We start from the raw sequence: 24261 nt of genomic DNA, 5'->3' as shown, positions 1-24261 counted from the left end.
AGCCGGGCAAATTGCCCGGCTTTTTTTTATTTCACCTCTTTCAGAAGTTCTTCAATTGCCTTTTCGAGCTGCTGGTCAATTCCCTGATCAATTTTCCCTGGCATATTTTTCACTTCAAACTGTGGCTTTGTTTCATTATTCTCCAGCCACTCTCCTACTTTATTTTTGGCAGAAATAGGAACAGCTCCCCATCTCACTCCATTTGGCAAACCTTCCCAACCTGCAAAAGAGCAAGTTCCTGGAGTAGGCATACCCACAGTTTTGCCAATATTCAAATCTGTATACCCACAGGCAAAACAATGTCCATCTGAATAATTGGCTTCATTGAACATCGCCAATGTAGGTTTAGTCCACCTTGCTGTTGGCTCATAACCTACCACTTTATCAGCAGTGGCATAAGTCAGGAATTTTTCGCCCGTAAAGAACATAGCTAAATCAGCTACCAAGTCTCCACCACCATTGAAACGAGTATCTACGATAACTGCTTCTGTGTCATGATATTTACCCATCATGTCCTCATACACATTTCGATAAGGTCCATCACTCATCCCTGGAATATGTACATACCCCAATTTTCCATCGCTTAATTTTGTAACCTCTTCCTGATTCTTTTTCACCCATCTTTTATAAAGAAGTCTGTTTTCTTCCCCCAAGGAAATTGGTTTTACTGTGATCTGCTGAACATTTGCACCATTTGCATCAGTCAGTTCAAGCAAGGTAAACTTGTCCACTTTCCTGTTCAATAGTTTAGCAAAATCCACTTCTGGACTGATTACTTCACCATCGATCTTTTGAATAATCATACCCTGCTTTACAGAGAATTCTGCTTTATCCAATGGGCCTCCAGAGATCACTTCAGTTATTTTCAGTCCATTTCCCTGATGCTTATAATCCCAGAATATCCCCAAAGCAGCCGTTTGATCAGCCATTGGAATAGATCTGTTGTATCGAGCTCCAGCATGTGAAACATTCAATTCACCGATCATTTCAGAGAGCATTTCAGCAAACTCATAATTATTACCAATGTGCGGCAGGTATTTTTGATAATCTACTTTGGCTTTTTCCCAGTCTACACCATGCATATCCGGAGTATAAAAAATACCCTTTGTCCTTAACCAAACATGATCAAATAAATGGGCTAATTCTGCGTCTTTATCATAACTCATCTCGCCACTGATCTTTATACCCTCCTTCTTCATGGACTCTGTGTTGATTTTGGAAATACTTCCATCACTCAATAGATAAAGATTTTTTTGATCCTTATCCCACATCAACCTACCATACCCGGCATTGAGAGCAAGCTCCTGCTTGGTTTCTTTAGTCCTTAAATTAGTGCTCCAGAGGTTTTGTCCTTTTTCAAAACTGGCCAAATAGAATAGTTTCTCCCCATCTTTACTGAGTACAGCATCTCCCAACATGGAAGAGTGAATGGTCAGTTTGGCCTTTCTTTCTTCCAATCCATCCCAGTCAAATTTTAGAGGAGCGATTTCTTTTTTCTCATCCTTTTTTTCCTCTTTGGAATCATCTTTCTTTTTGGACTTTTCTATTTCCTTCATCAAGTCAAATTCCTCTTTACTCAAGTTGAATTTGTCCCAAGCTGCTTTATCGAAGAAGAGCATATACACATCTTCTTCACTTCTTCCTGATGTGGCATAGCTTCTCAGACCATCTCTATTAGACATCCAAAGCATTTGTTTCCCCTCATTTACCCAGGTAGCTCTGTCATCACTGTAGCCACTTTGGGTGATCTTTTTCATGGGTTGCTTGCCAGTGATATCCAATAAAACCACTTCAGAGTTGACCATGGTAGGTCTGTAGGTAGCTAATAAATAGTTACTATCAGGACTCCATACAAAATATTGATCTCCATCTCTCATGTGAAAGAGCTGCTCAGGAGTCATTAAAGTAACAGCCACTTTGCTTGATAAATCGACAACTTTCAAGGTTCTGCGTCCTTCTACATAAGCGAGCTTTTTCCCATCAGGAGACAATTTTGGAAGATAGGCATCATCATTTACCTCTAGCAATAACTTCTCATTCAGCAAGGTTGAAGCAAAAAAGAAAGGTTCTTCTGCTCTTGGTTTAGTACTTTGGAAAATCTGCCATTTTCCATCTCTCTCGCTGGCATATACTATAGATTTTCCATCAGGAGCAAATTCCACAAATCTCTCTTGCTCTGGAGTATTGGTAATTCTTTTTGTAAGTGATCCATCGACAGAAGTTACAAAAACTTCTCCCCTGGCTACGAAGGCGATTTCTTTTCCATCAGGAGAAATACTCATTTCGCTAACTCCACCATTAATAGAAATAAAGTTATCAGGATTGGAAATAGCCTGAGTTTTAAGACTAACGGCTACTTTTTTAGGATTTTCACCTTTTCTTAAGGTATACAGCTCTCCATCGTATCCAAAACTCATCAATCCATTGTTGGAAATACTTAAGAAGCGAACTGGAAAATTTGTCAAGCTAGTTAAGGCAGTAGTCTGCGAGGGATTATCTAAGGCCATGGAAAACACGTTGAAACTTCCATTTTGCTCGCTTAGATAATACAACTCTTTTTCATCGGGTGAAAAAACCGGGTTTCTGTCTTCTCCATAGAATGTGGTGAGCATCTGATGCGAATTAGAGCTTGCATCATAGATCCAAAGATCTCTGGCTATTCCAGACTCATGATGTTTTCTCCATTCATTCTCCCCTCCTTTTTTGTCATGATAGACTATTTTAGATCCATCTTTACTGGTCTTTACATATTCTGCTGGAATAGTCCAAACTTGGTCTACTCTCCCACCGCTTACCGGCACTTTATATAATTCAGGCTGAGATCCAGTAGGATATTGTCTATGAGAAGCAATATCCATTCGGGTTGCTCCGAATAGGACAAACTTTCCATCTGCTGAAAAATCAAAAGGTTGCTCATCATTGGAATGATATGTCAATCTTGTTGCCGGGCCTCCAGCAGCATCCATGATAAAGATGTCAAAATTCCCATACCGGTCAGATGCAAAAGCAATCTTGCTTCCATCCTTGCTCCAGACTGGTTGATAGTCATGAGCTTCGTGAAAGGTGATTTGCTTAGCTTCTCCACCTTGAGAAGACACCGTATACAAATCGCCCTTGTAGGTGAACACAATGGTGCTTCCATCGGGAGAAATTGCAGGATATCTCATCCAAGAGGGATTCTCTTGGGCATTGATTCCTGAACTGATCAGAGTGAATAATGTCAGAGTTAGAATACTATATAAATATCTCATAGCTTTTAATTTCGATTGTGAAAGTAATGAAAATTAAAAAACATAGCTTCAAAACTTCACCGTTGGTGTCTTTTCAAGGAAGAATGGATGCATCCAGCAATCCTTTTATACTTTTCTTCCATCCTTCGATGGACAAGGCTATATTTGCGGCTTAAATTTTAATAATTCCATGAATCCATTTATAGAAGAATTGCGCTGGAGAGGAATGCTCCAAGATATGACACCCGAAATCGAAGAACACTTAAACAAGGGAACCGCTTCGGCATATCTGGGTTTTGACCCGACAGCAGACTCTCTTCATATTGGCCATTTGGTGGGAGTAATGACGCTTTTGCATTTCCAGAGAGCGGGTCACAAGCCTTTTGCTTTGGTAGGCGGGGCAACTGGAATGATTGGAGACCCCTCTTTTAAATCAGCAGAAAGAAACCTTTTGGACAAACAGACATTAGATCATAATGTATCCTGCATACAAAATCAATTGTCTAAGTTTTTGGATTTCAAAACCAATGCTGACAACAAAGCTGAGTTAGTCAACAACTATGATTGGATGTCTCAGTTTTCCTTTTTGGATTTTATCAGAGATGTAGGAAAGCACATTACAGTAAACTACATGATGTCCAAGGACTCCGTTAAAAGAAGACTTGAAGATGGAAATGGGCTTTCTTTTACCGAGTTTTCATACCAGCTGATTCAAGGTTACGATTTTTACCACCTCTGGAAAAATAAAAACTGTACTGTTCAGCTTGGAGGTTCAGATCAGTGGGGAAATATAGTAACAGGTACTGAACTCATCCGAAGAATGGGTGGCGGCAGTGCATTTGCTTTAACGGTTCCTTTGATTACTAAAGCTGATGGAAGCAAATTCGGGAAAACTGAAGGCGGTTCCGTTTGGCTTGATCCGGAAAAAACTTCTCCTTATGCGTTTTACCAGTTTTGGTTGAATGTGTCTGATGAAGATGCATCTAAATATATCCGAATATTTACCACTTTAGACAGGGAGACCATAGAGGCATTGGAAGCTGAACATGCTCAGGCACCTCATTTACGAAGCTTACAGAAAGAAATAGCCAAGCAAGTTACCATCATGGTCCATAGCCAGGAAGATTATGAGATGGCTGTAAAAGCATCTGAAATCCTATTCGGTAAATCTTCTACAGAAGACTTGGCAGCTTTGGATGAGCGAACCTTTTTGCAAGTATTTGATGGAGTGCCTCAAGTAAAAATTGAGAAATCTGAATACACAGCACTTACCTCTATTTTAGATTTATTTGGAGAAATTTCTCAGGGAGTGATTTTCGGTTCCAAAGGAGAAGCGAGAAAAATGATTCAGGGAGGTGGCTTGAGTATCAATAAGGAAAAGATTGCTGATCCTAACGCATCCATAAATTTTGAATTGCTACAAGGAAAGTATTTACTAGTGCAAAAAGGAAAGAAGAATTACTTCATCGTAGAGATTGTTTAATCCTATGAGGATCAAGCAAAAAGCCTTAAATTCTAAAATTTAGGGCTTTTTTTATGTCTTTACACTGAAAATTGACTCAGGGTTAATTCCGGTTTTTGACTAAGGTTTAATATCTTTGATATGTTTTTTATACAGACGATCAAAAGGTATGGCAGGCGAAAAAAATAAGGAAAAGCTAATTCTGGATTCCGCAATAGCACTCTTCACCAGTAAGGGATTTCAAGCAACCCGAATGGAGGATGTGGCAAAAAAAGCAGGGATTAGTAAAGGGCTGAGTTATTTTTATTTCAAAAATAAGGAAGACCTTTTTATGGCATTGACCAAAAAGGCCTTCGACCAATTAAAAGACGAATTCCGAGATGAATGGTCCAACCGAAGCCGGGGGAAATCAGGCTTAGCTATGCTTTCTGATTTGATAATCAGAATATCAAATTTTGCGAAAAACAATCAGATCCTTTATGATTCTGTGATCAACTTTTTAGATCTGATGAAAAAATATAACTCAGAAAAAGAGCGGGAATCTATCAATGCCTTGATCTTAGAAAGCGTTCACTTCCAAAAACTTTTAGAAATTCACCATGAACCAGCAAAGCTGGGAATCCTAATGGTCAGTCATGGGATCAAGGATGGGAGTATCAGGCCGGAATTACAACCTGAAATCACTTTCTACACCATCTGGAGCATGATGATTGGATTTGAGAAAATGCGAGGCCCTATTGAATATGAAGCCAAGGAAGTTAAAATTAATCCTGAAAACTGGGAGCCTGGCTTTATCAAACTAATGCAAGAGATGCTCAAAGGAACCATTCAAGCGAGTAAGCCAACTACTGTTCAGACAAGTTTATTCTAAAAAAAGGCTGTCTCATTAATAGCCCTTGTGTCAGCCTGAGCGGAGTCGAAGGCCATTTCTTTCGTTTTGGCTTACATTTCGATCCCGTACAATTGTCGGGACGCTCAATGTGACATTTGCACTTTTGAGACAGCCTCCCTTCATTTAATGGACATTGCCCATCATTCGTTTTATAATTGGTTTCAGTAGGAAGAGCAATAATGCTGAACCAATAACGGTGTAAACGATCAACATATATTGGTCTGGCATCTGAGCCAAAGCCTCTTCAGTTCCCCCACTCGCTTCACCTGCTATCAGGCCGGCAAACAAGTTTCCAAGAGAAACAGATAGGAACCAAATACCCATCATTTGTCCTGCATAGCCTTTTGGAGCTAGTTTGGTAACCAAACTCAATCCTACAGGTGACAAACTTAGCTCACCAAATGTGTGAAGCATATAAGTCATGATCAACCATGTAGGAGCCGCCAAGTCACCGGAAGCAGCAATTTTAGCTGCGAAATACATCACAAAAAAGCCCAAACCTAAAAGAAGGAGACCAAATGTAAATTTCAATGGAGAGCTAGGCTCCAAATTTTTGCGACCCAACCATACCCACATTCCTCCAAAAATCGGAGCAAAAATGATGATAAACATGGAGTTGATAGATTGGAAATAACCGGTAGGTATTTCAAAGCCTAAAACTGATCGGTCTGTAAATCTTTCTGCAAATAAGTTGAGCGTAGAACCTGCCTGCTCAAAACCCGACCAGAACATAGCAGAGAACAAAAACAAAATGGCGATTACTCCAACCTTATTTTTATCCCCTTTATCCAATCCACCAAAAAGGATTACATAGCCTAGATATCCAAAAGCAACCAATGCGATGATGGTTCCTGAAGCTCCTGCGATAGCAGATACATCAATAGGAATAAGTCCAGTAAACAAAACAGCCACAAAAACTGCTAAAGCTAATCCAATCCAGGTTACCAAAGAGCGCAACTTTTTCTGCTGAACTTTTTCAGTCTCTTCAGCCACAACTGGAGCTTCACCATATCCTTCCAAGGAAGCACCAGTAATTTTATACTGAATTAAGCCAAAAACCATCCCTAATCCAGCCAAACCAAATCCTAAGTGCCAATCATATTCAGCAAGCGTACTACAAGCGATAGGTGCGATAAGAGCACCCAAGTTGATTCCCATGTAGAAAATAGAGAAACCCGCATCTCTTTTTGAGCTTCCGGCAGGGTATAATTGACCTACAATTGATGAGATATTGGGTTTTAATAAACCTGTTCCAAGTACAATTAATATAAGCCCTAGAAAAAATGAATTGGTATCTAAGGCAGAAAGCTCTGTTTTTCCTTCATAAGCACCAGATCCAAAAATTCCTGGCAAAGCCATCATAAAGTGACCCATGGCGATAATAATACCACCGTACCAAACAGATTTTTTCAAACCAAAAAGACGGTCTGCTAACCAACCTCCCGGTAAAGCCAATAAATATACACCCATGGTGTAGAGTCCATAAATAGCACCGGAGGTTTTATCATCAAAACCAAGACCTCCATCAGCAATAGCGGTGGTCATAAAAAGAATGAGCAATGCTCTCATTCCGTAGTAACTGAAGCGCTCCCACATTTCTGTGAAAAACAAGGTCATCAGACCCTTCGGGTGGCCAAAAATAGTTGGCCCTTCAAATTCAGGATTGTTTGGAGTTTCCAATTAAGTCAGTGATTTAGGTTGATAAATTTTACAATGATAAAAGAATTTGGCAGGTTCTTCAAAATGGATTGATTTAAATACACCCAATTTTCATTTTAAAATATGTAAATCTGAAGGATTTGTGAGCAGTTCAATAAATGAAAATTCAAGACTGCCAAATAATTATCTGTTTTTTCTTCGTAATCGATTGAAAAGCGAAATTTTAAAGATTTTTCATTTTGAATTAAGACCTTTTTCCTAATTTTGGGAAGACAATTTTCAGTTTGTAAACCCAAAATTTTATGCAGGATTTAGCTCTGGACACCCAGACCTCTCCTTTGAATTTTCTCGACTTGCAGACAAGCGGAAAAGTTCACTTTAATCTTCCACAAGCCGAATTGGTGGAACAGGCATTGGCTCGAAAGGAAGGATACCTCACCTCTACGGGAGCGTTGATGGCAGACACCGGTAAATTCACCGGTAGATCTCCTAAGGATCGTTACGTTGTCAAAGATGCTCAAACAGAAGATGCTGTTTGGTGGGGAGACATCAACATTCCATTCGATGAAGAAAAATTTGATCGATTATTGGAGAAAATGAAAGCTTTCCTCTCTGACAAAGATCTTTTTGTTAGAGATGCTTTTGCCGGAGCTGATCCTCAGCATAGATTGAATATTCGAGTTATCAATACTTGGGCATGGCATAACCTCTTTTGCCACAACATGTTCTTGAGACCTACTCAAGAGGAGTTGGAAGACTTTGAGCATGATTTTACCATTATCTGCGCTCCGGGATTCCAGGCAGACCCTGAAACGGACGGTACTAAAAATCCAAACTTTGCCATATTAAATATGTCAAAGCGAATGATTTTGATTGGAGGTACAGGATATGCTGGAGAAATGAAGAAAGGTATTTTCTCTGTTCTGAATTTTATCCTTCCTCACGAAAAGAATGTGCTTTCTATGCACTGTTCAGCCAATGTTGGCGAGAAAGGTGATACGGCTATTTTCTTTGGTCTTTCAGGTACAGGTAAAACCACCTTATCTGCTGATCCCAAAAGAGGATTGATCGGAGACGATGAGCACGGATGGACAGAAAATGGCGTGTTCAATTTCGAAGGTGGCTGTTATGCTAAAGTCATTGACCTAAGCAGAGAAAAAGAGCCTGAAATCTGGGATGCCATTCGATTTGGTTCCATCGTGGAAAACACCAGATTTAATCCGGGAACTCGAATCGTGAATTACGCAGATAAAAGTGTAACCGAAAATACGAGGACAGCCTACCCTATTCATTATATACCAAACGCTTTAGAGCCTTCTACTGCGGGAATCCCAAAAAATATATTTTTCCTTACAGCAGATGCATTTGGAGTGATCCCTCCGATTTCTAAACTGAACAAGAGTCAAGCTATGTATCACTTTATTTCTGGCTATACTGCTAAAGTAGCAGGTACAGAAATGGGAGTCACAGAGCCTAAATTGACGTTTTCCGCATGTTTTGGTGCAGCATTTCTTCCTCTACACCCAACAGCGTATGCTTCTCTATTTGGAGAGAAAATGGAAAAGTACGAGACCAATGTTTGGCTGATCAACACAGGCTGGACTGGCGGACCTTATGGTGTAGGTTCTAGAATGAAGTTAGCTTACACTAGAGCCATGATCACCGCGGCTTTGGAAGGTAGCTTAGAGTCTGTTGATTTTAAACCTCATGCAGTTTTTGGTTTTGAGGTTCCTCAATCTTGTCCAAATGTTCCTAGTGAAGTATTAAACCCAAGAAGCACATGGAACAATCCGGCAGATTATGATAAGCAAGCATCAGACTTGGCAAAATCATTTGTTCAAAACTTCAAGCAGTTTGAATCATACGCCTCTGAGGATATTCTGGCTGGAGCACCAAAAATTTAATCAATATAAACCCTCTATAACCAAAGCCCATACATCATTGTATGGGCTTTTTTTCTTGATTACCATCCAAAATTTAATTATCCCAATAAATAATTGAATGATTATTCTAGGGAAAGACTATTTTTACCCCTCGAAAAATTCAGATCAAAAAACACAACATGAAGACAGCTGAAATTATCACTGAAAAGGGAACAATGAAGGTGGAGTTTTATGAGAAAGATGCTCCCAACACAGTAAATAACTTCGTTGAATTATCGCAAAAAGGATTCTATGATGGACTTACTTTTCATAGAGTAATTCCAAATTTTGTGATTCAAGGAGGATGTCCAATCGGAAATGGTGCCGGTGGACCAGGCTATAAAATCAATTGCGAATTAGACGGAGGTAACCAATACCATGATAGAGGTGTACTTTCAATGGCACATGCTGGAAGAAATACCGGAGGTTCCCAGTTTTTCATTTGCCATAGCAGAGATAATACAGCTCACTTAGACAGAAACCATACTTGCTTTGGAAAAGTAGTAGAAGGACTTGAAGTCATAGATGCTATCCGAGCAGGAGATAAGATTGAAAAAATAGTGATCAGCGAAGCATAAATTCAAGAGGCTGTCTCATTAATAGCTTTAGTGTCAGCCTGAGTCTTAAATATTCTTCGAACATATAAAAAAGGACATGACATGGTCTTCCAAAATGGATTTATGTGTTGTTATTTCACAATTGAAAACCTTTCCTTTTAGAAGAACTTATTTAGTGAGGGCGCGGTGGGCTGACGCAGCAGCGGGCCAGCGTCCGGCCAAGTGCGGTTGGAGCTTTGCTGCGTCTTGAATTTTTGGTTCTTTTGCTTCAAGGCAAAAGAACGAAGAGAAAAAAGAAAATCCTTAATAGAAGCAAAAGGATTTTAAGTTAGCTAAAGCTTACTTTCCATAACAAAGAATTAAATTCCGAAATTTCTCTTATTTCGGAATTTAATTTAAACTTTCTTTGGTAGCGCCTTCCTGTCGCAGGTAGGGAGTCGAAGTCCTTTTCTATCGTTGTGGCCTACATTTCGATCCCGCACAATTGTCGGGACGCTCAATGTGACATATTGCACTTTTGAGACAGCCTCTTTTTTTTTAACAATTCTTGGAATAGTTCTTGAACAAGGGGAAGTTCAAAGAACTGATCTATGAAATATACTTATTTATTATTCCTGATTTTTTTTGGTTCCATCAATTCTCTTCAAGCCCAGCATTATGGGAATTCATTGGGTATACGCCTTGGAAATAATGATTTGGGAAGAACAGTAGGACTTTCTTTTCAACAAAGAATCAGTAAAAGAAATACCATAGAGGCTATTCTTCAGTCGGACTTTTCAAGAAACACAACGGCCCATATTTTATATGAAATTCATAGACCTATCATCTCCAAGCGTTTGAACTACTATTATGGAGGAGGCTTAGCTTTCGGAAGCGAAGAGAGCTTTATGAAAGATGCAGTGAACAAAGAGATAGTGCATACCTATGGGAATTCAACAGTCGGAGTAGATTTTATCCTGGGTTTTGAAATGACCTTTTTGAATACGGTTTTCTCTTTTGATTATAAGCCCAATATTAATGTGGCAGGAAGAGAGGAGTTTTTCAGAGGACAAGCGGGGATATCAGCGAGAATGGTCTTAGTTAAAAGTAAGGACCAGAAAAAGCGTCAGAGACAAAGACAAAGAGCGAAAAATCAGCAAAATACCAGTTCATTTGGAGAAAAAATCAATTCTATTTTCAAGAAGAATTAACTCAGGAATTCAGAGTTTCCCAGTACATTTTTTCATGTAGATCTGACCTCTTTACAATCTGCTTATACCATTTAAGCCTTAAAGCATGTTTTTCATCTTCTGATAAATGGAAGCCCTCGATTGTTAAATCCTTGATTTGCTTAGTCAATTCATAAAGAAAAATTGAAGCGGAGACTGAAATATTAAAACTCTCTGTAAATCCCAACATAGGAATATGAACCAAGCCATCTGCTTGCTGTTTCACTTCTTCACTTACGCCTTCATGCTCATTGCCAAAAACTAATGCGATTTTCTGGTTTGCAGGCAAATCATAGACAGAAATGGATCCGGGGTTTGGGCTGGTGGCGAATATTTGATAACCATTTTTCTTGAGAGCAGAGAAACAGTCCTTGACTGCATTTCCTTCATTGGAAAAATATTTATGAATATCTACCCAATCAGATGCACCACGGGTGACATAAGGATTGACTTTGTATTGATTGGTTTTTTCAATGATATGAACATCCTGAATACCGAAGCAATCGCAAGTTCTTAATACTGCACTGGCATTATGAGGCTTGTAAATATCCTCTAAAACGACTGTGAAAAATCGGGTTCTTTGAGCTAATACAGTTTCCATTACCTTCTTTTTATGATCTGTAATGTACTGTCCCAGATAGGATAACAGCCCCAATTCCTTCTTGTAAAGCTCTTTTTCTTCCATTTTCAAATAAAAAGGGACTGTTTAAAACAGTCCCAATTGTTCTTCATCATCCTTTTTGGGACTCAAGTCTATGGTGCTACCTACTTCAAGTTCATCATCCGTTTCACCTTCTTCCTCAGAACTGTCCGCCTCTTGCTTTTTGGATTCCTTTTTAACTTCAATCAACTGCAAGTCCTTGATATCATGAGAACTTAACTTGTTACCAATAGCTTTCCAGCCTTTGACGTCGATTAGCATATCCAAATCAAACTCTACTGACTCTTCATTCTTACCTTTTACTAAGGTTGCAGAGACCTGAGGTTGCTTATTGGTCGAAACAAGCTTGAGATAGGATGATTTATGGTCAGTAATAAAGTTGAATTTTTTATTGAGTGTAGTGGTTTCCACCTGGAATCGCTTGACATAGAAAGTCTTACTCCCTCCATCAAAATACACCGCAGAAAGAATCTTTTCTGGTTCAAACTTTTCTATCAATACCACCTCATTCGGTTCGTATCGGTTGGTCAGTTCAAAATTGGTCAACTCATAATCTCCAGACTTATAGCAAACCAATATTCTATCTTCACCCAGGAAATTACCAATTAAATTACCGCGTTGATCTGTATTAAGTCTTCCAACAATAGGGTCGTAATAAATATCCAAGCCACCCAAAGTGGAAACACCTTCCATTTTAAGTTGGATTTTTCTAACTGGATATTTGGTCAGAATATTTCCTCCTGCTCCTCTCCCTTTGATTTCTATCGTAGCAAAATCAAAGTCGAATACTTTGACTCTGGCTTTGGCACCTTGGGTCAAATAAACAGTAACTATTTCGGCTTCCCCATTCGGATTAGCAGTGAGATAAAGCGATTTTGAACCTTTCGTTCCTTTTGTTAGATCATATTCTTTATCTCTCGTGACACCTCCAGGCTGGAACCTTTTAACCATGGCTCTACCAGATGCACCGTCCAAATAGATCATATTGAAAGTCAGACGCTCATCAGTTTTTCTATAGATTCCTACATGGAGAATGTCTTTCCCCATGAAGTTCTTCTCCTGAATCTTGGAAACCATCATCACTCCATCTCTACGGATAACGATGATATCATCCAAATCGGAACAGTCACAGACAAACTCTTCTTTTTTCAATCCCATGCCCACAAAACCGTCTTTTCGGTTCACGTACAATTTGGCATTATTCGCTGCTACGACGCTGGCTTGAATGGTATCAAAGGCTCTGATTTCAGTTTTTCTTTCTCTGCCTTTTCCGTATTTATCTCTTAGATTTTCATAATACTTGATGGCATAGTCTGTCAGGTGCTTTAGGTTGTGATTCACTTCCTTCAATTCATCCTGAAGCCTTTTCATCAATTCATCTGCCTTGAATGCATCAAATTTCGAAATACGCTTAATCTTAATCTCTGTAAGTCGGATTAAGTCCTCCTGAACAATCTCTCTGTAAAAATCAGGCTTGTAAGGATCCAAACCTTTGTCAATCGCCTCCAAAACAGCATCCCAAGTAGTACATTCTTCTATGTCCCTGTAGATTCTGTTTTCGATGAATATTTTTTCCAAAGAAGAGAATAGGAGCTTTTCCATCAACTCTCCTTTTCTGATCTCCAGCTCCCGCTTTAAAAGTGCTTTAGTTTGCTTGGTGTTGTATTCAAGAATCTGATTGACCGTTAGAAAGACCGGTTTATCTTCAATGATTACACAAGCATTAGGAGAAATAGAAACCTCACAATCAGTAAAGGCATAGAGCGCATCAATAGTTACATCGGGCGAAACTCCCGGAGCCAAATGAACCTGAATCTCAACATCTTTAGCAGTGTTGTCCACCACTTTTTTGATTTTGATTTTCCCTTTATCATTGGCTTTTAGAATAGAATCGATTAGAGAATCAGTAGTTGTACCAAAAGGTATCTCCTTGATTAAAAGAGTTTTAGAATCCTCTTCTTCTATTTTAGCTCGAACTTTGATTTTTCCTCCTCTAAGGCCTTCATTATATTCACTGAAGTCTGCCAATCCTCCTGTGATGAAGTCTGGAAGAACATTGGTTTTATTGCCTTTTAAAATTTCAATTGAGCCATCTATCAACTCAAGAAAATTATGAGGAAGAATTTTAGTGGAAAGACCTACGGCAATTCCTTCAACACCCTGCGCTAGCAATAAAGGAAACTTAACCGGAAGGGTTACAGGTTCTCTTTTTCGACCGTCATAAGATAATTGCCACTCGGTGGTTTGAGGATTGAATACTACCTCTAGGGCAAATTTAGAAAGCCTAGCCTCAATGTATCTAGCAGCTGCAGCTCTGTCACCTGTACGAATATCCCCCCAGTTTCCCTGGGTTTCAATAAGAAGATCTTTTTGCCCCAAATTGACGATAGCATCTCCGATAGAAGCATCACCATGTGGGTGGTATTGCATGGACTGTCCAATAATGTTGGCCACTTTATTGAATCGCCCATCGTCCATTTCCTTCATAGCATGAAGGATACGACGCTGAACTGGCTTCAATCCATCTTCAATTGCAGGGACAGCCCGCTCTAGGATTACATAAGAAGCGTAATCCAAAAACCAATCCTTATACATTCCGGTAACAGGCACCGAATCGTGTAAGCTTTCGTCTTTTTCTTCAGGTCTATTTGTTTCCTCGCTCATTTAATTAATCCACTATTTATAAAGATCAGAAGTCATTCTGACTAGTCTTCAGGTTTAATTTTCTTCAGAAATATTAATTGATATTTCTGTTAGGCTTTTATGCCGCCTCTTCTTCCTCTGCTTGATTTCTTGGGTCATCCAAAGCCAAATCCTTCTCGATCTTCAAATTATCAATGATGAAGTTTTGTCTATCGGGCGTATTTTTACCCATGTAGAAATTCAAAAGATCAGAGATTTTCGTCTCCTTGTTCAAGATGATAGGCTCCAAACGGATATCCTCTCCAATGAAATTCCCGAACTCTTCTGGTGAAATCTCTCCCAATCCTTTGAATCGGGTAATTTCCGGCTTATTTCCTAACTTATGGATCGCACGTTGCCTTTCCTCATCTGAATAGCAATAGATAGTTTCCTTCTTATTCCTTACCCTGAAAAGAGGGGTATCAAGAATAAATAAGTGCCCATTTTTCACCAAATCAGGGAAAAACTGTAGAAAATAGGTCATAATTAATAGCCGGATATGCATTCCATCCACATCGGCATCGGTGGCTATGACAATTTTTCTATACCTCAAATTTTCAATACCATCTTCAATATTCAAGGCGTGCTGTAGCAGATTAAATTCCTCATTTTCATACACCACCTTTTTGGTCATTCCAAAGCAATTAAGCGGCTTACCCCTCAATGAAAAAACTGCCTGAGTTTGCACATCCCTCGACTTGGTAATAGATCCAGAAGCTGAATCCCCCTCTGTGATGAAGAGCATGGTATTATTCTTCAAGTCCTCATTAGCCTTCGCATCATCATAATGGACACGGCAATCTCTCAATTTTTTATTGTGAAGATTAGCTTTTTTGGCTCTTTCGTTTGCCAGCTTCTTAATTCCGGAAATCTCTTTCCTTTCTCTCTCAGACTGCAAGATTCTCTTCAATAAAGCATCTGCTACTGCAGGGTTTTTATGCAGATAATTATCCAGTTCAGTCTTGATGAAGTCATTGACGAAGGTTCTAAGGGTTGGACCTTCGGGACCAACTGATTGAGAACCCAATTTCGTCTTTGTTTGGGATTCGAATACAGGCTCCTGAACTCTTACCGCAATGGCTGCAACCACACTTTGGCGGATATCTGAAGAGTCATAATCTTTTTTATAAAACTCCCGAACTGTCTTAACAATAGCCTCTCTAAAAGCTGCCAAGTGAGTTCCTCCTTGGGTGGTATACTGTCCATTGACAAATGAATAATATTCCTCACCATATTGATTGGAGTGAGTGATCGCTATTTCTATATCATTCCCTTTCAAATGGATGATGGGATACCTAGCACTTTCCTCATCAACTTTATTGGACAACAAATCATAAAGTCCTCTGTCTGAGAAAAACTTTTTACCATTGAAATTAATGGTCAAGCCTGCATTCAGGTAAGCATAATTCCAGATTTGATTTTCAAGATACTCAGGGATGAAGTGGTAATTCTTGAATATGCTGGCATCAGGGGTAAAAATCACCTTGGTGCCATTTCTATCAGAAGATTTCTCAATCGGTCTATCTTCCTTCAATACCCCTTTCTCAAATTCAGCTATTTTGGTTTCCCCATCACGATAGGATTGAACTTTAAAATAGTCTGACAAAGCATTTACAGCTTTTGTACCGACACCATTTAGTCCTACTGATTTCTGAAAAGCTCCTGAATCGTATTTTCCACCGGTATTGATTTTGGAAACACAGTCTATCACTTTCCCCAAAGGAATGCCACGACCATAATCCCTTATTTCAACTCGGTGTTCAGATATTTTTACTTCTATGCTTCGTCCATACCCCATCATGTGTTCATCGATGGAGTTATCCAAAACCTCTTTGACCAAAACATAAATCCCGTCATCCTGGGCACTTCCATCTCCGAGTTTACCAATATACATCCCCGGCCTAAGGCGAATGTGCTCTCTCCAATCCAGAGATTTAATACTGTCTTCGGTATATTTAACTGTTTCTGCCATAGTCTTATCCTTAATCTCTTTTTTGTAGCTGTTTGGCTTTTCCTACGAAAAGCAAAAAGAGTGCAATGATCCAAAGCACCAAAAGCCCAGGAATCAAATAAAAGAAAAAGCCAAATTCATCTGCTGCGATCTCCTCCTGATTATTGGTGGCATGGATGTAAAATACAATAGTCGCAAGACTCAGATTGATAATGCCTCCAAAGGAGTAAAACCAAGTCAATAAATAATCTCTATAATTATCTCCTATCGGAAAAAGCTTGTGGAGTTTTCTATACGATTTGGTCTCCAACATTTTTGGCGGAACGAGCACCAAAGCATTCAAAGCCACAAATGTCGCAATCATCCCATAGAAAAAGTTTCCTTTTCCAATAGTAGAAATTCCTCCTTCTCCATCCATCTGATAAGTGACCTGATCGGTCAATGCTGAGTAGAAGTAAAGAAGAAAAAAGAGAAAGAAAATGATGCTGATGTAGTAAAAGGCTTTCCCAAAACGGTAGTACATAATTCACGGGTAATTAGATGTGCTAATATAAAGGATTTGCTCAAACAGAATGTGCCAATCTGGGTTTCATGCTATGACAATATTTGTCATTAATTTCAAAAAACCGTGAGCATAAGCTGATTAAGGCAAAAAACAAATCCGGAAATTTTCAATAGTACTGGAAATTGATTCAAATAGTTTTATAGAAAACATAGTCCTGATTTAAGATTGCGCTATACCTTTGCTTCAAATTAATTATTGCCCAATGAAATATTCAATTTCTTTCATTTTCGTATTTCTACTATTTATTGCTGCTTGTTCAGGTCCTCTGGATACCGGCAACATCAATATTGAGAATTGGAAAAATGACAGATATGGATGCAGTGGTCTTCGAATCCAAGATTTGGATGAATTGGAAAAAATCAAAAACAGCTTTTTAGGAGCTAATAATCAAGAAATCATCAAAACTTTTGGTAGGCCGGATCGGGTGGAATTGGTTGATAAAAGCCAAAGCTTCTTCTTTTATTTTCTAGAGCCAAGCAATGCATGCGAAGGGGTAGAAATAGAAAAAGAACCTCTCAAGGTTCTTTTTCGAATGAATGCAATATCTAAGGTTTCTGAAGTGACTATTACAACCCTGAACCCATAAAACACAAGGCGGCAGCACCTAATGTGCCGGCATTATTTTCTAGAGTGGCTTTTTTCAACCTCAAATCCTTATTATAGTAATTAGTCAAGTATTGACGGATGGTTCTTTCCATAGAAGGCATCATAAACTCCAATCCAGCAGAAATCCCACCACCAAAATACACCTCTGTTACGTCCAAAATTCGAACAGTCGAAACAATAGCTTCGCCTAGGATAATGCCTACTTCCTGAAAAACCATCAGGGAAACTTCATTTCCTTCCTTAGCGGTGTCGACCAATAAATGAGTTCCCAAATCAGCCCCTTTCAACCTTCCAGCCTTCTCAGGATAAGCAGCTATCATTCTCTCAAGAATGGATAAAATGCCCTTTCTACCGATCAGTGTTTCCAATCTGGCACTACCGCTTGATAGCATGTGACCCATTTCAAGGGCATTACCTCTAGAACCTTTGAAAACCTCACCATCCAAAACCATAGCACTTCCAATTCCAGTACCCATAGTAATGAAGAGGAAATTATCTGATGGATCGTCTTTTCCGTAATAAAACTCCCCGATTGCTGCAGCAGCGGCATCATTTTCTAAGAAGAACTCTTTATCAGGGTAAGCTTTCTCCAATCCGTTTTTCAGATTGAAATTATTCAGACTTGGAATAGCAGGGATTTCCAGCGGTGTTGTTCTATCCTTACTGATCAACCCAGGTAGTCCTATGCCTACTTTCTCAACCTGAGGATATTTTTTGAAATACTTGTCTAACCCGGAGATAAATGCTTGACCAAAACCTTCGGCATGGTCTCTGAATGGCGTAGTATCCTCTTTTTGAAAATCGAGGATGTTTCCGTTTTTGTCTACAAGTCCGATTTTAAGGTGGGTCCCGCCCACGTCCACTCCTAAAAAGTGTGTCTCCGAATTATTCATTTTGTTCTTCATAGGTTTGATTCTCAAAAAAGCCAAAAAATTGCTTTACTTCCTATATTCTTTGCCAATCTGCTGGAAAATTTTGAAAACTGCAGGACAAACTAGCGTATTTTTTAAAGTTAAACCCAAAATTCCGTGAATATTCTTCCGATTCGTGTGAGGATACTCCCTGCAGGCTTTAGGTCTGTCCTCATAGACTAAACACTTATTATCCGAGTTTAAAAAAGGACAAGGCGAAGAGTTCAAGACATAATCTCCCTCTTCATCACGGTGAAGATATTCGTCTATAAATTCACTGCTTTTTTGGCGAAAAACTTTGGCCAATCGATCTATGTCTGTTTGCAAAAAAATGGGACTTGTTGTCTTACAGCAATTTGCACATTCGAGGCAATCCAGATCTTCGAACACTTTATCGTGTAGATTTTCAAAGTCTTCATCTAGCTTTTTAGGCTTTACTTTTCGCAGCCTTTCCTTCAGCTTTTTATGAGTTGGGAATTCAGATTTACTCTCAATGTTAAATAATTCTAAATTCAATGAATCTTTTGATGCAGTCACATCTATCTTATTTTCAATTTATTACGTATTTTTTGTATCTTAATAAGATACTAAACCCCAATGACTATGAAAACACATCCATCAGAACTTTTATTCTATCACAGCGCAGGTCAACCAATTGATAAGCAAACCAAAGCCTACGCAAAATCTCTAGCAAAATTTGTCAACGAGATCGATGTGGTGAAACAAAGAATCACTGCAACTCAATGGGATAGCATATTATTGAAACTTGGACTGCGTGCCAAGGACCTGCTCAATCGAGCCCATCCTGATTACCAGAAATACATCGCAGGTAAAAACTGGGATGATGAAGACTGGCTCAAAATCTTGGTCAAATATCCCTATTTGATCAAATCACCGATTGCCCTTTTCAGAAATAAAGCGATTCTCTGCCGAACTCCCAGTGATATTTTGAAATTGGATTAATCAGCTAATGCAATCCCATCCTCCAGAATTTTTATTTCTCTGGCCTTATACAACTGCCCTATACATTGCTTAAAGTGCTTTTTACTCATAGAAAGCACTTTTTTTATTTCCTCAGGATCTGATTTATCATGAAGGGGAAGAAACTTCTTTTCTTCCAATATTTTCAGAATTCGTTCCGCACCTTCCTCGTATTTTTCTCGACCAGTAGGCAACAATTGCAAATCAATTTTACCATCATCTCTCCTTTTCTTCACATAGAGCGTTCGCTGCTCTCCTATTTCCAAAGGTTGAAATACTTCATTTGCATAGACCAAGCCTTCGTATCGGTCTTCTAGTAAGACTTTATATCCAAGCTCAGTTTTGTCAAATATCAAACCCTCAACTTGAATTCCCGGCTCATAGTCTTTAGGCGCAGGATAGATAAAGTCCTTATGCTTGGTACTTCCTATCAGCCTATTGGTTCTGTAATCCACACAGACCTTGACCAAGTACTTTTTCCCAGGCTCCATGTTTTTACCCATCTCAGCATTAGGCACCAAAAGATCTTTCGGCAAACCCCAATCCATAAAAGCTCCAAATGAGGTGACTTCCTTAGCTTCCATGACACCCCATTCATCTAAAAGTGCAATAGGCCGAGTGGTTACAGCAACTGGTCTATCTTCACTGTCAGTATATACAAAAACCTCAAGCTCATCATTTTCACGCTCCTCCCCTTTCAAATAACCTTGGGGTAACAAGACCTCTTCACCGGACTCTAACTGAAGGTATGCTCCAAAATCTGTAAATCTATTGATGGGTAATTTGCTGACTAAGCCAAGTTCTTTCATAGTTCAAAGGTAGCTATTAATCTAAAAGGATTTTGAAATTTTGTGACAAACAAAGTCAGGAAACGCATGTTTAAAAATTGGATTTCCTAGCTGTTGGAAGTAGTTTTGAATCCCTTTGCTTGAAGGCAAAGTCAAAAAAACCCAAATAGAACTGTTTTTAAATTTTAATCGCCTCATTATGAAAAATATCACTGTCATAGGATCTGGAACCATGGGAAATGGTATTGCACACGTTTTTGCCCAAACTGGATATCATGTGTCCTTAGTAGACATTAAAGAAGAATTTTTGGACAAGGCTCTGGCTACTATTTCCAAAAACATGGACAGACAGGTGAGCAAAGGCCTTCTATCTGAAGATCAAAAAACTGAAGCTCTAGGGAGAATCAAGAAATTTACCGAACTCAAAGAAGGAGTTAAAGAAGCAGATTTGATCGTTGAGGCGGCAACTGAAAATATGAATATCAAGCTCGATATTTTCAGACAAATGGATGAGTTTGCACCTAAAAGTGCGATTCTGGCAACCAATACCTCCTCCATTTCTATCACCAAAATTGCAGCGGTTACCCAAAGACCTGAACAGGTGATTGGAATGCACTTCATGAACCCCGTTCCTGTCATGAAGCTTGTAGAGGTAATCAGAGGATATGCAACTTCTGATGAGGTTACGGAAAAGATCATGGACCTATCCAAAAATTTAGGGAAGGTTCCAGTTGAGGTAAATGATTATCCAGGATTTGTTGCCAACAGAATATTGATGCCAATGATCAATGAGGCTATCATCACTTTATTCGAAGGAGTTGCGGGTGTGGAAGAGATCGACACGGTCATGAAATTAGGCATGGCGCACCCTATGGGTCCTCTTCAATTGGCTGACTTTATTGGTCTGGATGTTTGCTTATCTATTCTAAAGGTATTGCACGATGGTTTTGGCAATCCTAAGTATGCTCCTTGTCCTTTGTTAGTAAACATGGTAGAGGCAGGTTACAAAGGAGTAAAAACCGGTGAAGGTTTTTATCAGTATACTCCGGGAAGCAAGGATATTAAAGTAGCTCCAAGATTCATTAAATAAGCATTAGCAAATCATGCACTTAGCAGTATCCGGAAATATCGGTAGCGGGAAAACTACGCTTACAGAAAAGTTAGCCAAGCATTATGGTTGGAAAGCTGAATTTGAAGCGGTAGATGATAATCCTTACTTGCCTGACTTTTATGAAGACATGAAAAGGTGGGCTTTCCACCTTCAGGTTTATTTTTTGAATTCTAGATTCAATCAAATTAAAACTATTCAGGAAAGTAAAACCCCTACTATCCAAGATAGAACAATCTACGAGGATGCTTACATCTTTGCGGCCAACTTGTATAAAAGCAAGCTATTGAGTGAAAGGGATTATTACAATTACCGAAGTCTTTTTGATAGCATGATTTCTCATGTAAAGGCTCCTGATTTGCTGATTTATCTCAAAGCTGATATCCCCAAATTAGTTGGACAAATAGAAAAAAGAGGTAGATCCTATGAAACGGCCATGAGGATTGATTATCTCAAAAATCTAAATTCCCATTACGAAGACTGGATATCGAATTATAAAGAAGGGAAGTTATTGATTATTGATGTCAATGAACTGGACTTTGTAGAAAGGCCTGAGGATTTCTCTTTTATTGTAGATAAGGTTCATAGAGAAATCTTTGGATTGTTTGCTTAAAAAATAATCTGATCTGATTAACCGTAGTTATGCCAGTTGCTATTTCCTCTTTGCTCTATCGATTGGAAGACCGAAGACCAAAGACCGAAGCTTCGGAATTCTGATCCTTTGGGCTAATATTAAGCCATATTTTCTTCTTACTTGCTCAAGTATCAGCCTGATTCTTAAATATTCTAAGCATTCAAAAAAATGATATGACAGGTTAATCCAAAATGGATTCGTGTGTTATCCTTTCGAAATTGAATTCCATTTCTTTTAGAAAAAACATAATTAGTGAGGGCGCGGTGGGCTGACGCAGCAGCGGGCCAGCGTCCGGTCTAGTGCGCCTGCCTGGCGGCGAGACAGGGCTGGAGCTTCCTTACGCACTTTCTGGCTCAAAAACTTTCGTTTTTGCCCTGTCTTGTCCCGTACGGCTGTCGGGATTGGTTCTTTTGCTTCAAGGCAAAAGAACAAAGAGAAAAAAGAAAATGCTTAATTGAAGCAGCAAGCGCTTAATCTAGGTAAAACAAACTTTCCATAACAAAAAATCTAATTTCGAAATAATTGAATTTTAGGAATAAGATTCAACCCATCACTGGTAGAGCCTGTCTGACGCTGGCAAGGAGTCAAAGGACATTTTTATTGTTTTGGACAACATTTCGATCTCGTACAATTGTCAGGATGCTCAATGTAAAAAACTCTATTTTTTAAACAGCTCTTTTACTCCAATTTCCTCAAAAACCAGTTACAGATTACTTTTCTCTGATCCTCATTTGGGTTAACCAGCATTTGATCCAAACGCTTCAGGCTGCCTCCAGTCATGATGGTTTCGTAAGGAGCTATGCGAATCAACTTATAACCATGAATTCTGGACTGAAGGTCGATTTGCGCATCATTGAACGCTGTTAATTTCCAGCCTGAAGCACCTACACCGGAATAGTCTCCCGGCTCGGAAGCCTGTCCAAACCAAGTCCCCGCAACAGGTGGACCATTCCAAATTCTTTCCTGCAAACCGGCTTTCTGACATTCCTTTTCATAAGTTCTGCAAAGTCTCTTGTAGGCTTCCGAAAAAGGGAAAGACATTTCACTATAAAAATCTGATCTTAAGCTTATTAATCTATATCTGTTAAAGTGAATGGGTGAATCAAAGAGGAATAAGACCCTGTTGATTTTCATATCAAAATTTGCCTTTTCCAAAAGTGGATGCTTTCCTTTTCCACCTAAGTCATCATAGATTTCATGAAGCCAAGCTTGTCCTTTAGAATCCAGAAATGAGGGATTGAACTCCAATTGAAAACGATCATCAAAATCTACTTCTCCTTCTTTTAAGATGGAGAGGAGATTGCTTAAAAGTACTTGTTGCATGACTATATATTCTCTCTGACAACTTCCCAAGTATGGTCTGCCAGTAATTTTACTTCAGCCACAAAAGCAGCAAAGTCTTTCTTTCTCCCCCATTCTTCAGGGGCTATCATGCTCAAAAAATCAGAACCATCCTCTTTCTGGTAAAGAAAGTAGGTATGGTTAATTAAAGGTTCGAATGCAATGGATGCTTGATAAATCCGTTCAGAAACCTCTACCCGGGCTTTAATCTTTTTTGCCTGATCGGCCAAAAGCTGCATCTGCTCATAGATTTGAGCCATCTGCATATCCGTTTGGCTTTGCATAGCAGCCACGGCTCTGCCGGTAATTTTACCCTTATCTTCAGGTTTGATCAGAGCACTGCCCGAGTGATGAGCATAGGGAAGAGTTCCGGGTTCCTCGGTCGTCTTATCCTTCATGCGTTCCAGATCCAACTTATCTACATCTATCTTCTTTCCAGTCATTGACTTTTTATTCTTCTCCTGTTGTAATACGTTCTTTTAGATTCCCTTTTGAGCCAGGGAAAGTAGTTCTCTGAGAAATATCATAACCAATCCAAAGCATGATTAGCATGAATATCACAAAGACTATCAAAAAGACTTTCTTGTTCTTTTTCATAACAGTACTTCCTTATTCTGGTTCAAAATTAATGTTTAACCAGTAAACACACATCTTTATAACTGATTTATGGAATCTTTGATTAAGAAATCCCTGATATTGAAAAATGTTTTTAATTTTAAGGATAGGTACCAAACAATCATTTTTATTTTGACTAGTCAAATCGCTCATGTATCAGCTAATCAGTGAACAAAGCATCTACCAATATTTTGGAGATGATGATCCGGATATGATCAGGGATATGATCCAAATTATTCTGGAAACCAACGTCCATGACCTTAAGGAGTTAGGGGATTTTTACGAAAAAAAGGAATTTGAAATCATCAAAAAAAGATGTCATAAAGCAAAGCCTAGCATGAGCTATATTGGAGCTATCAAGACTAGGAAATTGCTGGAAGAAATTGAGGCGGATATACCCAACTCACTTCCTCTGAATGCAAAACTTCAAAATCACCTTTTAACCATTGAGGATGAATTGAAAAAATTCGTCAAAACTCTTGATTAAT

The 24261-nt window shown here is 39.0% G+C and carries 22 protein-coding genes; 10 read left to right on the top strand and 12 right to left on the bottom strand.

Annotated features, from left to right (window positions below; all coding sequences use genetic code 11):
• Positions 1 to 26: 26 nt before the first annotated feature.
• Entirely contained in the window at positions 27 to 3251 is a 3225-nt protein-coding gene (locus B2906_RS02635) for a S41 family peptidase (RefSeq protein WP_286935483.1), read from the bottom strand.
• 169 nt (positions 3252 to 3420) lie between these two features.
• Here B2906_RS02635 and tyrS point away from each other — a divergent pair, with 169 nt between their 5' ends.
• Positions 3421 to 4713: a tyrosine--tRNA ligase gene (gene tyrS, locus B2906_RS02630; protein WP_286935482.1), complete on the top strand. Its 1293-nt coding sequence runs from the start codon at positions 3421 to 3423 to the stop codon at positions 4711 to 4713.
• 148 nt (positions 4714 to 4861) lie between these two features.
• Positions 4862 to 5563: a TetR/AcrR family transcriptional regulator gene (locus B2906_RS02625; RefSeq protein WP_286935481.1), complete on the top strand. Its 702-nt coding sequence runs from the start codon at positions 4862 to 4864 to the stop codon at positions 5561 to 5563.
• Positions 5564 to 5707: 144 nt separating this feature from the next.
• Here B2906_RS02625 and B2906_RS02620 read toward each other — a convergent pair whose 3' ends face one another.
• The gene (locus tag B2906_RS02620) at positions 5708 to 7201 is read right to left on the bottom strand and encodes a peptide MFS transporter (protein WP_091654318.1); all 1494 of its coding nucleotides are present in this window, start codon (positions 7199 to 7201) and stop codon (positions 5708 to 5710) included.
• 344 nt (positions 7202 to 7545) lie between these two features.
• On the opposite strand from B2906_RS02620, the gene pckA reads away from it, so the two are divergent.
• From pckA to B2906_RS02605, 3 genes are all read left to right on the top strand, one after another.
• Positions 7546 to 9147: a phosphoenolpyruvate carboxykinase (ATP) gene (pckA, locus tag B2906_RS02615; protein ID WP_286935479.1), complete on the top strand. Its 1602-nt coding sequence runs from the start codon at positions 7546 to 7548 to the stop codon at positions 9145 to 9147.
• Positions 9148 to 9305: 158 nt separating this feature from the next.
• On the top strand, positions 9306 to 9743 hold the full coding sequence (locus B2906_RS02610) for a peptidylprolyl isomerase (protein WP_091653964.1): 438 nt from the start codon (positions 9306 to 9308) through the stop codon (positions 9741 to 9743).
• Positions 9744 to 10312: 569 nt separating this feature from the next.
• Entirely contained in the window at positions 10313 to 10912 is a 600-nt protein-coding gene (locus B2906_RS02605; RefSeq protein WP_091653968.1) for a hypothetical protein, read from the top strand.
• Position 10913: 1 nt separating this feature from the next.
• Here the strand turns inward: B2906_RS02605 and B2906_RS02600 are convergent, their stop codons facing one another.
• The 4 genes from B2906_RS02600 to B2906_RS02585 form a co-directional block, all read right to left on the bottom strand.
• A complete protein-coding gene (locus tag B2906_RS02600; protein ID WP_286935476.1) occupies positions 10914 to 11615 on the bottom strand; it encodes a TrmH family RNA methyltransferase in 702 nt (233 codons plus the stop codon).
• Between the two features lie 21 nt (positions 11616 to 11636).
• On the bottom strand, positions 11637 to 14255 hold the full coding sequence (locus B2906_RS02595; RefSeq protein WP_286935474.1) for a DNA gyrase/topoisomerase IV subunit A: 2619 nt from the start codon (positions 14253 to 14255) through the stop codon (positions 11637 to 11639).
• Positions 14256 to 14352: 97 nt separating this feature from the next.
• Complete coding sequence (locus B2906_RS02590; protein WP_286935472.1) at positions 14353 to 16245, bottom strand: DNA topoisomerase IV subunit B; 1893 nt, start codon at positions 16243 to 16245, stop codon at positions 14353 to 14355.
• Positions 16246 to 16255: 10 nt separating this feature from the next.
• On the bottom strand, positions 16256 to 16747 hold the full coding sequence (locus B2906_RS02585; RefSeq protein ID WP_286935471.1) for a DNA topoisomerase IV: 492 nt from the start codon (positions 16745 to 16747) through the stop codon (positions 16256 to 16258).
• A 244-nt stretch (positions 16748 to 16991) separates the two neighbouring features.
• Between B2906_RS02585 and B2906_RS02580 the strand changes: the two genes are divergently transcribed.
• The gene (locus tag B2906_RS02580) at positions 16992 to 17375 is read left to right on the top strand and encodes a hypothetical protein (protein ID WP_091653978.1); all 384 of its coding nucleotides are present in this window, start codon (positions 16992 to 16994) and stop codon (positions 17373 to 17375) included.
• Here B2906_RS02580 and B2906_RS02575 read toward each other — a convergent pair.
• Positions 17356 to 18288, bottom strand: a complete 933-nt coding sequence (locus tag B2906_RS02575) for an ROK family protein (RefSeq protein WP_286935577.1) — start codon at positions 18286 to 18288, stop codon at positions 17356 to 17358. The genes B2906_RS02580 and B2906_RS02575 overlap by 20 nt on opposite strands.
• A 45-nt stretch (positions 18289 to 18333) precedes the next feature.
• Positions 18334 to 18822, bottom strand: coding sequence for a YkgJ family cysteine cluster protein (locus B2906_RS02570; protein WP_219959417.1), 489 nt, complete (start codon positions 18820 to 18822; stop codon positions 18334 to 18336).
• An 87-nt stretch (positions 18823 to 18909) separates the two neighbouring features.
• On the opposite strand from B2906_RS02570, the gene B2906_RS02565 reads away from it, so the two are divergent.
• A complete protein-coding gene (locus B2906_RS02565) occupies positions 18910 to 19269 on the top strand; it encodes an arsenate reductase family protein (protein ID WP_091653979.1) in 360 nt (119 codons plus the stop codon).
• Here B2906_RS02565 and B2906_RS02560 read toward each other — a convergent pair.
• Entirely contained in the window at positions 19266 to 20096 is an 831-nt protein-coding gene (locus B2906_RS02560; RefSeq protein WP_286935468.1) for a CvfB family protein, read from the bottom strand. The two genes, B2906_RS02565 and B2906_RS02560, sit on opposite strands and share 4 nt — an antisense overlap.
• 178 nt (positions 20097 to 20274) lie before the next feature.
• Between B2906_RS02560 and B2906_RS02555 the strand changes: the two genes are divergently transcribed.
• Positions 20275 to 21165, top strand: coding sequence for a 3-hydroxybutyryl-CoA dehydrogenase (locus tag B2906_RS02555; protein ID WP_286935466.1), 891 nt, complete (start codon positions 20275 to 20277; stop codon positions 21163 to 21165).
• 13 nt (positions 21166 to 21178) lie between these two features.
• Positions 21179 to 21796 carry a deoxynucleoside kinase gene (locus B2906_RS02550; RefSeq protein WP_091653984.1) on the top strand — a complete coding sequence of 206 codons (618 nt, stop codon included), beginning with the start codon at positions 21179 to 21181 and terminating at the stop codon, positions 21794 to 21796.
• Between the two features lie 699 nt (positions 21797 to 22495).
• On the opposite strand, the gene B2906_RS02545 is transcribed toward B2906_RS02550, so the two are convergent.
• The 3 genes from B2906_RS02545 to B2906_RS02535 are packed head-to-tail and all read right to left on the bottom strand — an operon-like array spanning position 22496 to position 23755.
• Positions 22496 to 23140, bottom strand: a complete 645-nt coding sequence (locus B2906_RS02545; RefSeq protein WP_091653988.1) for a DUF7255 family protein — start codon at positions 23138 to 23140, stop codon at positions 22496 to 22498.
• Between the two features lie 2 nt (positions 23141 to 23142).
• Positions 23143 to 23601 carry a DUF2452 domain-containing protein gene (locus B2906_RS02540; RefSeq protein WP_091653991.1) on the bottom strand — a complete coding sequence of 153 codons (459 nt, stop codon included), beginning with the start codon at positions 23599 to 23601 and terminating at the stop codon, positions 23143 to 23145.
• 7 nt (positions 23602 to 23608) lie between these two features.
• The gene (locus B2906_RS02535; protein WP_175557892.1) at positions 23609 to 23755 is read right to left on the bottom strand and encodes a hypothetical protein; all 147 of its coding nucleotides are present in this window, start codon (positions 23753 to 23755) and stop codon (positions 23609 to 23611) included.
• 169 nt (positions 23756 to 23924) lie between these two features.
• Between B2906_RS02535 and B2906_RS02530 the strand changes: the two genes are divergently transcribed.
• Positions 23925 to 24260 carry an Hpt domain-containing protein gene (locus B2906_RS02530; RefSeq protein WP_091653995.1) on the top strand — a complete coding sequence of 112 codons (336 nt, stop codon included), beginning with the start codon at positions 23925 to 23927 and terminating at the stop codon, positions 24258 to 24260.
• Position 24261 lies beyond the last annotated feature (1 nt).

Source organism: Algoriphagus sp. UBA3586 (assembly GCF_002376385.1).
GTDB classification, from domain to species: domain Bacteria; phylum Bacteroidota; class Bacteroidia; order Cytophagales; family Cyclobacteriaceae; genus Algoriphagus; species Algoriphagus ornithinivorans.
The sequence above is the reverse complement of the archived record's forward strand: the minus strand, read 5'-3'. Positions and strand labels throughout refer to the sequence as shown.

Excerpts from the sequence above, each read along its gene's own strand:
- B2906_RS02635 (WP_286935483.1), bottom strand. The coding sequence starts at position 3,251 with ATGAGATATTTATATAGTATTCTAACTCTGACATTATTCACTCTGATC.
- tyrS (WP_286935482.1), top strand. The coding sequence starts at position 3,421 with ATGAATCCATTTATAGAAGAATTGCGCTGGAGAGGAATGCTCCAAGAT.
- B2906_RS02625 (WP_286935481.1), top strand. The coding sequence starts at position 4,862 with ATGGCAGGCGAAAAAAATAAGGAAAAGCTAATTCTGGATTCCGCAATA.
- B2906_RS02620 (WP_091654318.1), bottom strand. The coding sequence starts at position 7,201 with ATGACCTTGTTTTTCACAGAAATGTGGGAGCGCTTCAGTTACTACGGA.
- pckA (WP_286935479.1), top strand. The coding sequence starts at position 7,546 with ATGCAGGATTTAGCTCTGGACACCCAGACCTCTCCTTTGAATTTTCTC.
- B2906_RS02610 (WP_091653964.1), top strand. The coding sequence starts at position 9,306 with ATGAAGACAGCTGAAATTATCACTGAAAAGGGAACAATGAAGGTGGAG.
- B2906_RS02605 (WP_091653968.1), top strand. The coding sequence starts at position 10,313 with ATGAAATATACTTATTTATTATTCCTGATTTTTTTTGGTTCCATCAAT.
- B2906_RS02600 (WP_286935476.1), bottom strand. The coding sequence starts at position 11,615 with ATGGAAGAAAAAGAGCTTTACAAGAAGGAATTGGGGCTGTTATCCTAT.
- B2906_RS02595 (WP_286935474.1), bottom strand. The coding sequence starts at position 14,255 with ATGAGCGAGGAAACAAATAGACCTGAAGAAAAAGACGAAAGCTTACAC.
- B2906_RS02590 (WP_286935472.1), bottom strand. The coding sequence starts at position 16,245 with ATGGCAGAAACAGTTAAATATACCGAAGACAGTATTAAATCTCTGGAT.
- B2906_RS02585 (WP_286935471.1), bottom strand. The coding sequence starts at position 16,747 with ATGTACTACCGTTTTGGGAAAGCCTTTTACTACATCAGCATCATTTTC.
- B2906_RS02580 (WP_091653978.1), top strand. The coding sequence starts at position 16,992 with ATGAAATATTCAATTTCTTTCATTTTCGTATTTCTACTATTTATTGCT.
- B2906_RS02575 (WP_286935577.1), bottom strand. The coding sequence starts at position 18,288 with ATGAATAATTCGGAGACACACTTTTTAGGAGTGGACGTGGGCGGGACC.
- B2906_RS02565 (WP_091653979.1), top strand. The coding sequence starts at position 18,910 with ATGAAAACACATCCATCAGAACTTTTATTCTATCACAGCGCAGGTCAA.
- B2906_RS02560 (WP_286935468.1), bottom strand. The coding sequence starts at position 20,096 with ATGAAAGAACTTGGCTTAGTCAGCAAATTACCCATCAATAGATTTACA.
- B2906_RS02555 (WP_286935466.1), top strand. The coding sequence starts at position 20,275 with ATGAAAAATATCACTGTCATAGGATCTGGAACCATGGGAAATGGTATT.
- B2906_RS02550 (WP_091653984.1), top strand. The coding sequence starts at position 21,179 with ATGCACTTAGCAGTATCCGGAAATATCGGTAGCGGGAAAACTACGCTT.
- B2906_RS02545 (WP_091653988.1), bottom strand. The coding sequence starts at position 23,140 with ATGCAACAAGTACTTTTAAGCAATCTCCTCTCCATCTTAAAAGAAGGA.
- B2906_RS02540 (WP_091653991.1), bottom strand. The coding sequence starts at position 23,601 with ATGACTGGAAAGAAGATAGATGTAGATAAGTTGGATCTGGAACGCATG.
- B2906_RS02535 (WP_175557892.1), bottom strand. The coding sequence starts at position 23,755 with ATGAAAAAGAACAAGAAAGTCTTTTTGATAGTCTTTGTGATATTCATG.
- B2906_RS02530 (WP_091653995.1), top strand. The coding sequence starts at position 23,925 with ATGTATCAGCTAATCAGTGAACAAAGCATCTACCAATATTTTGGAGAT.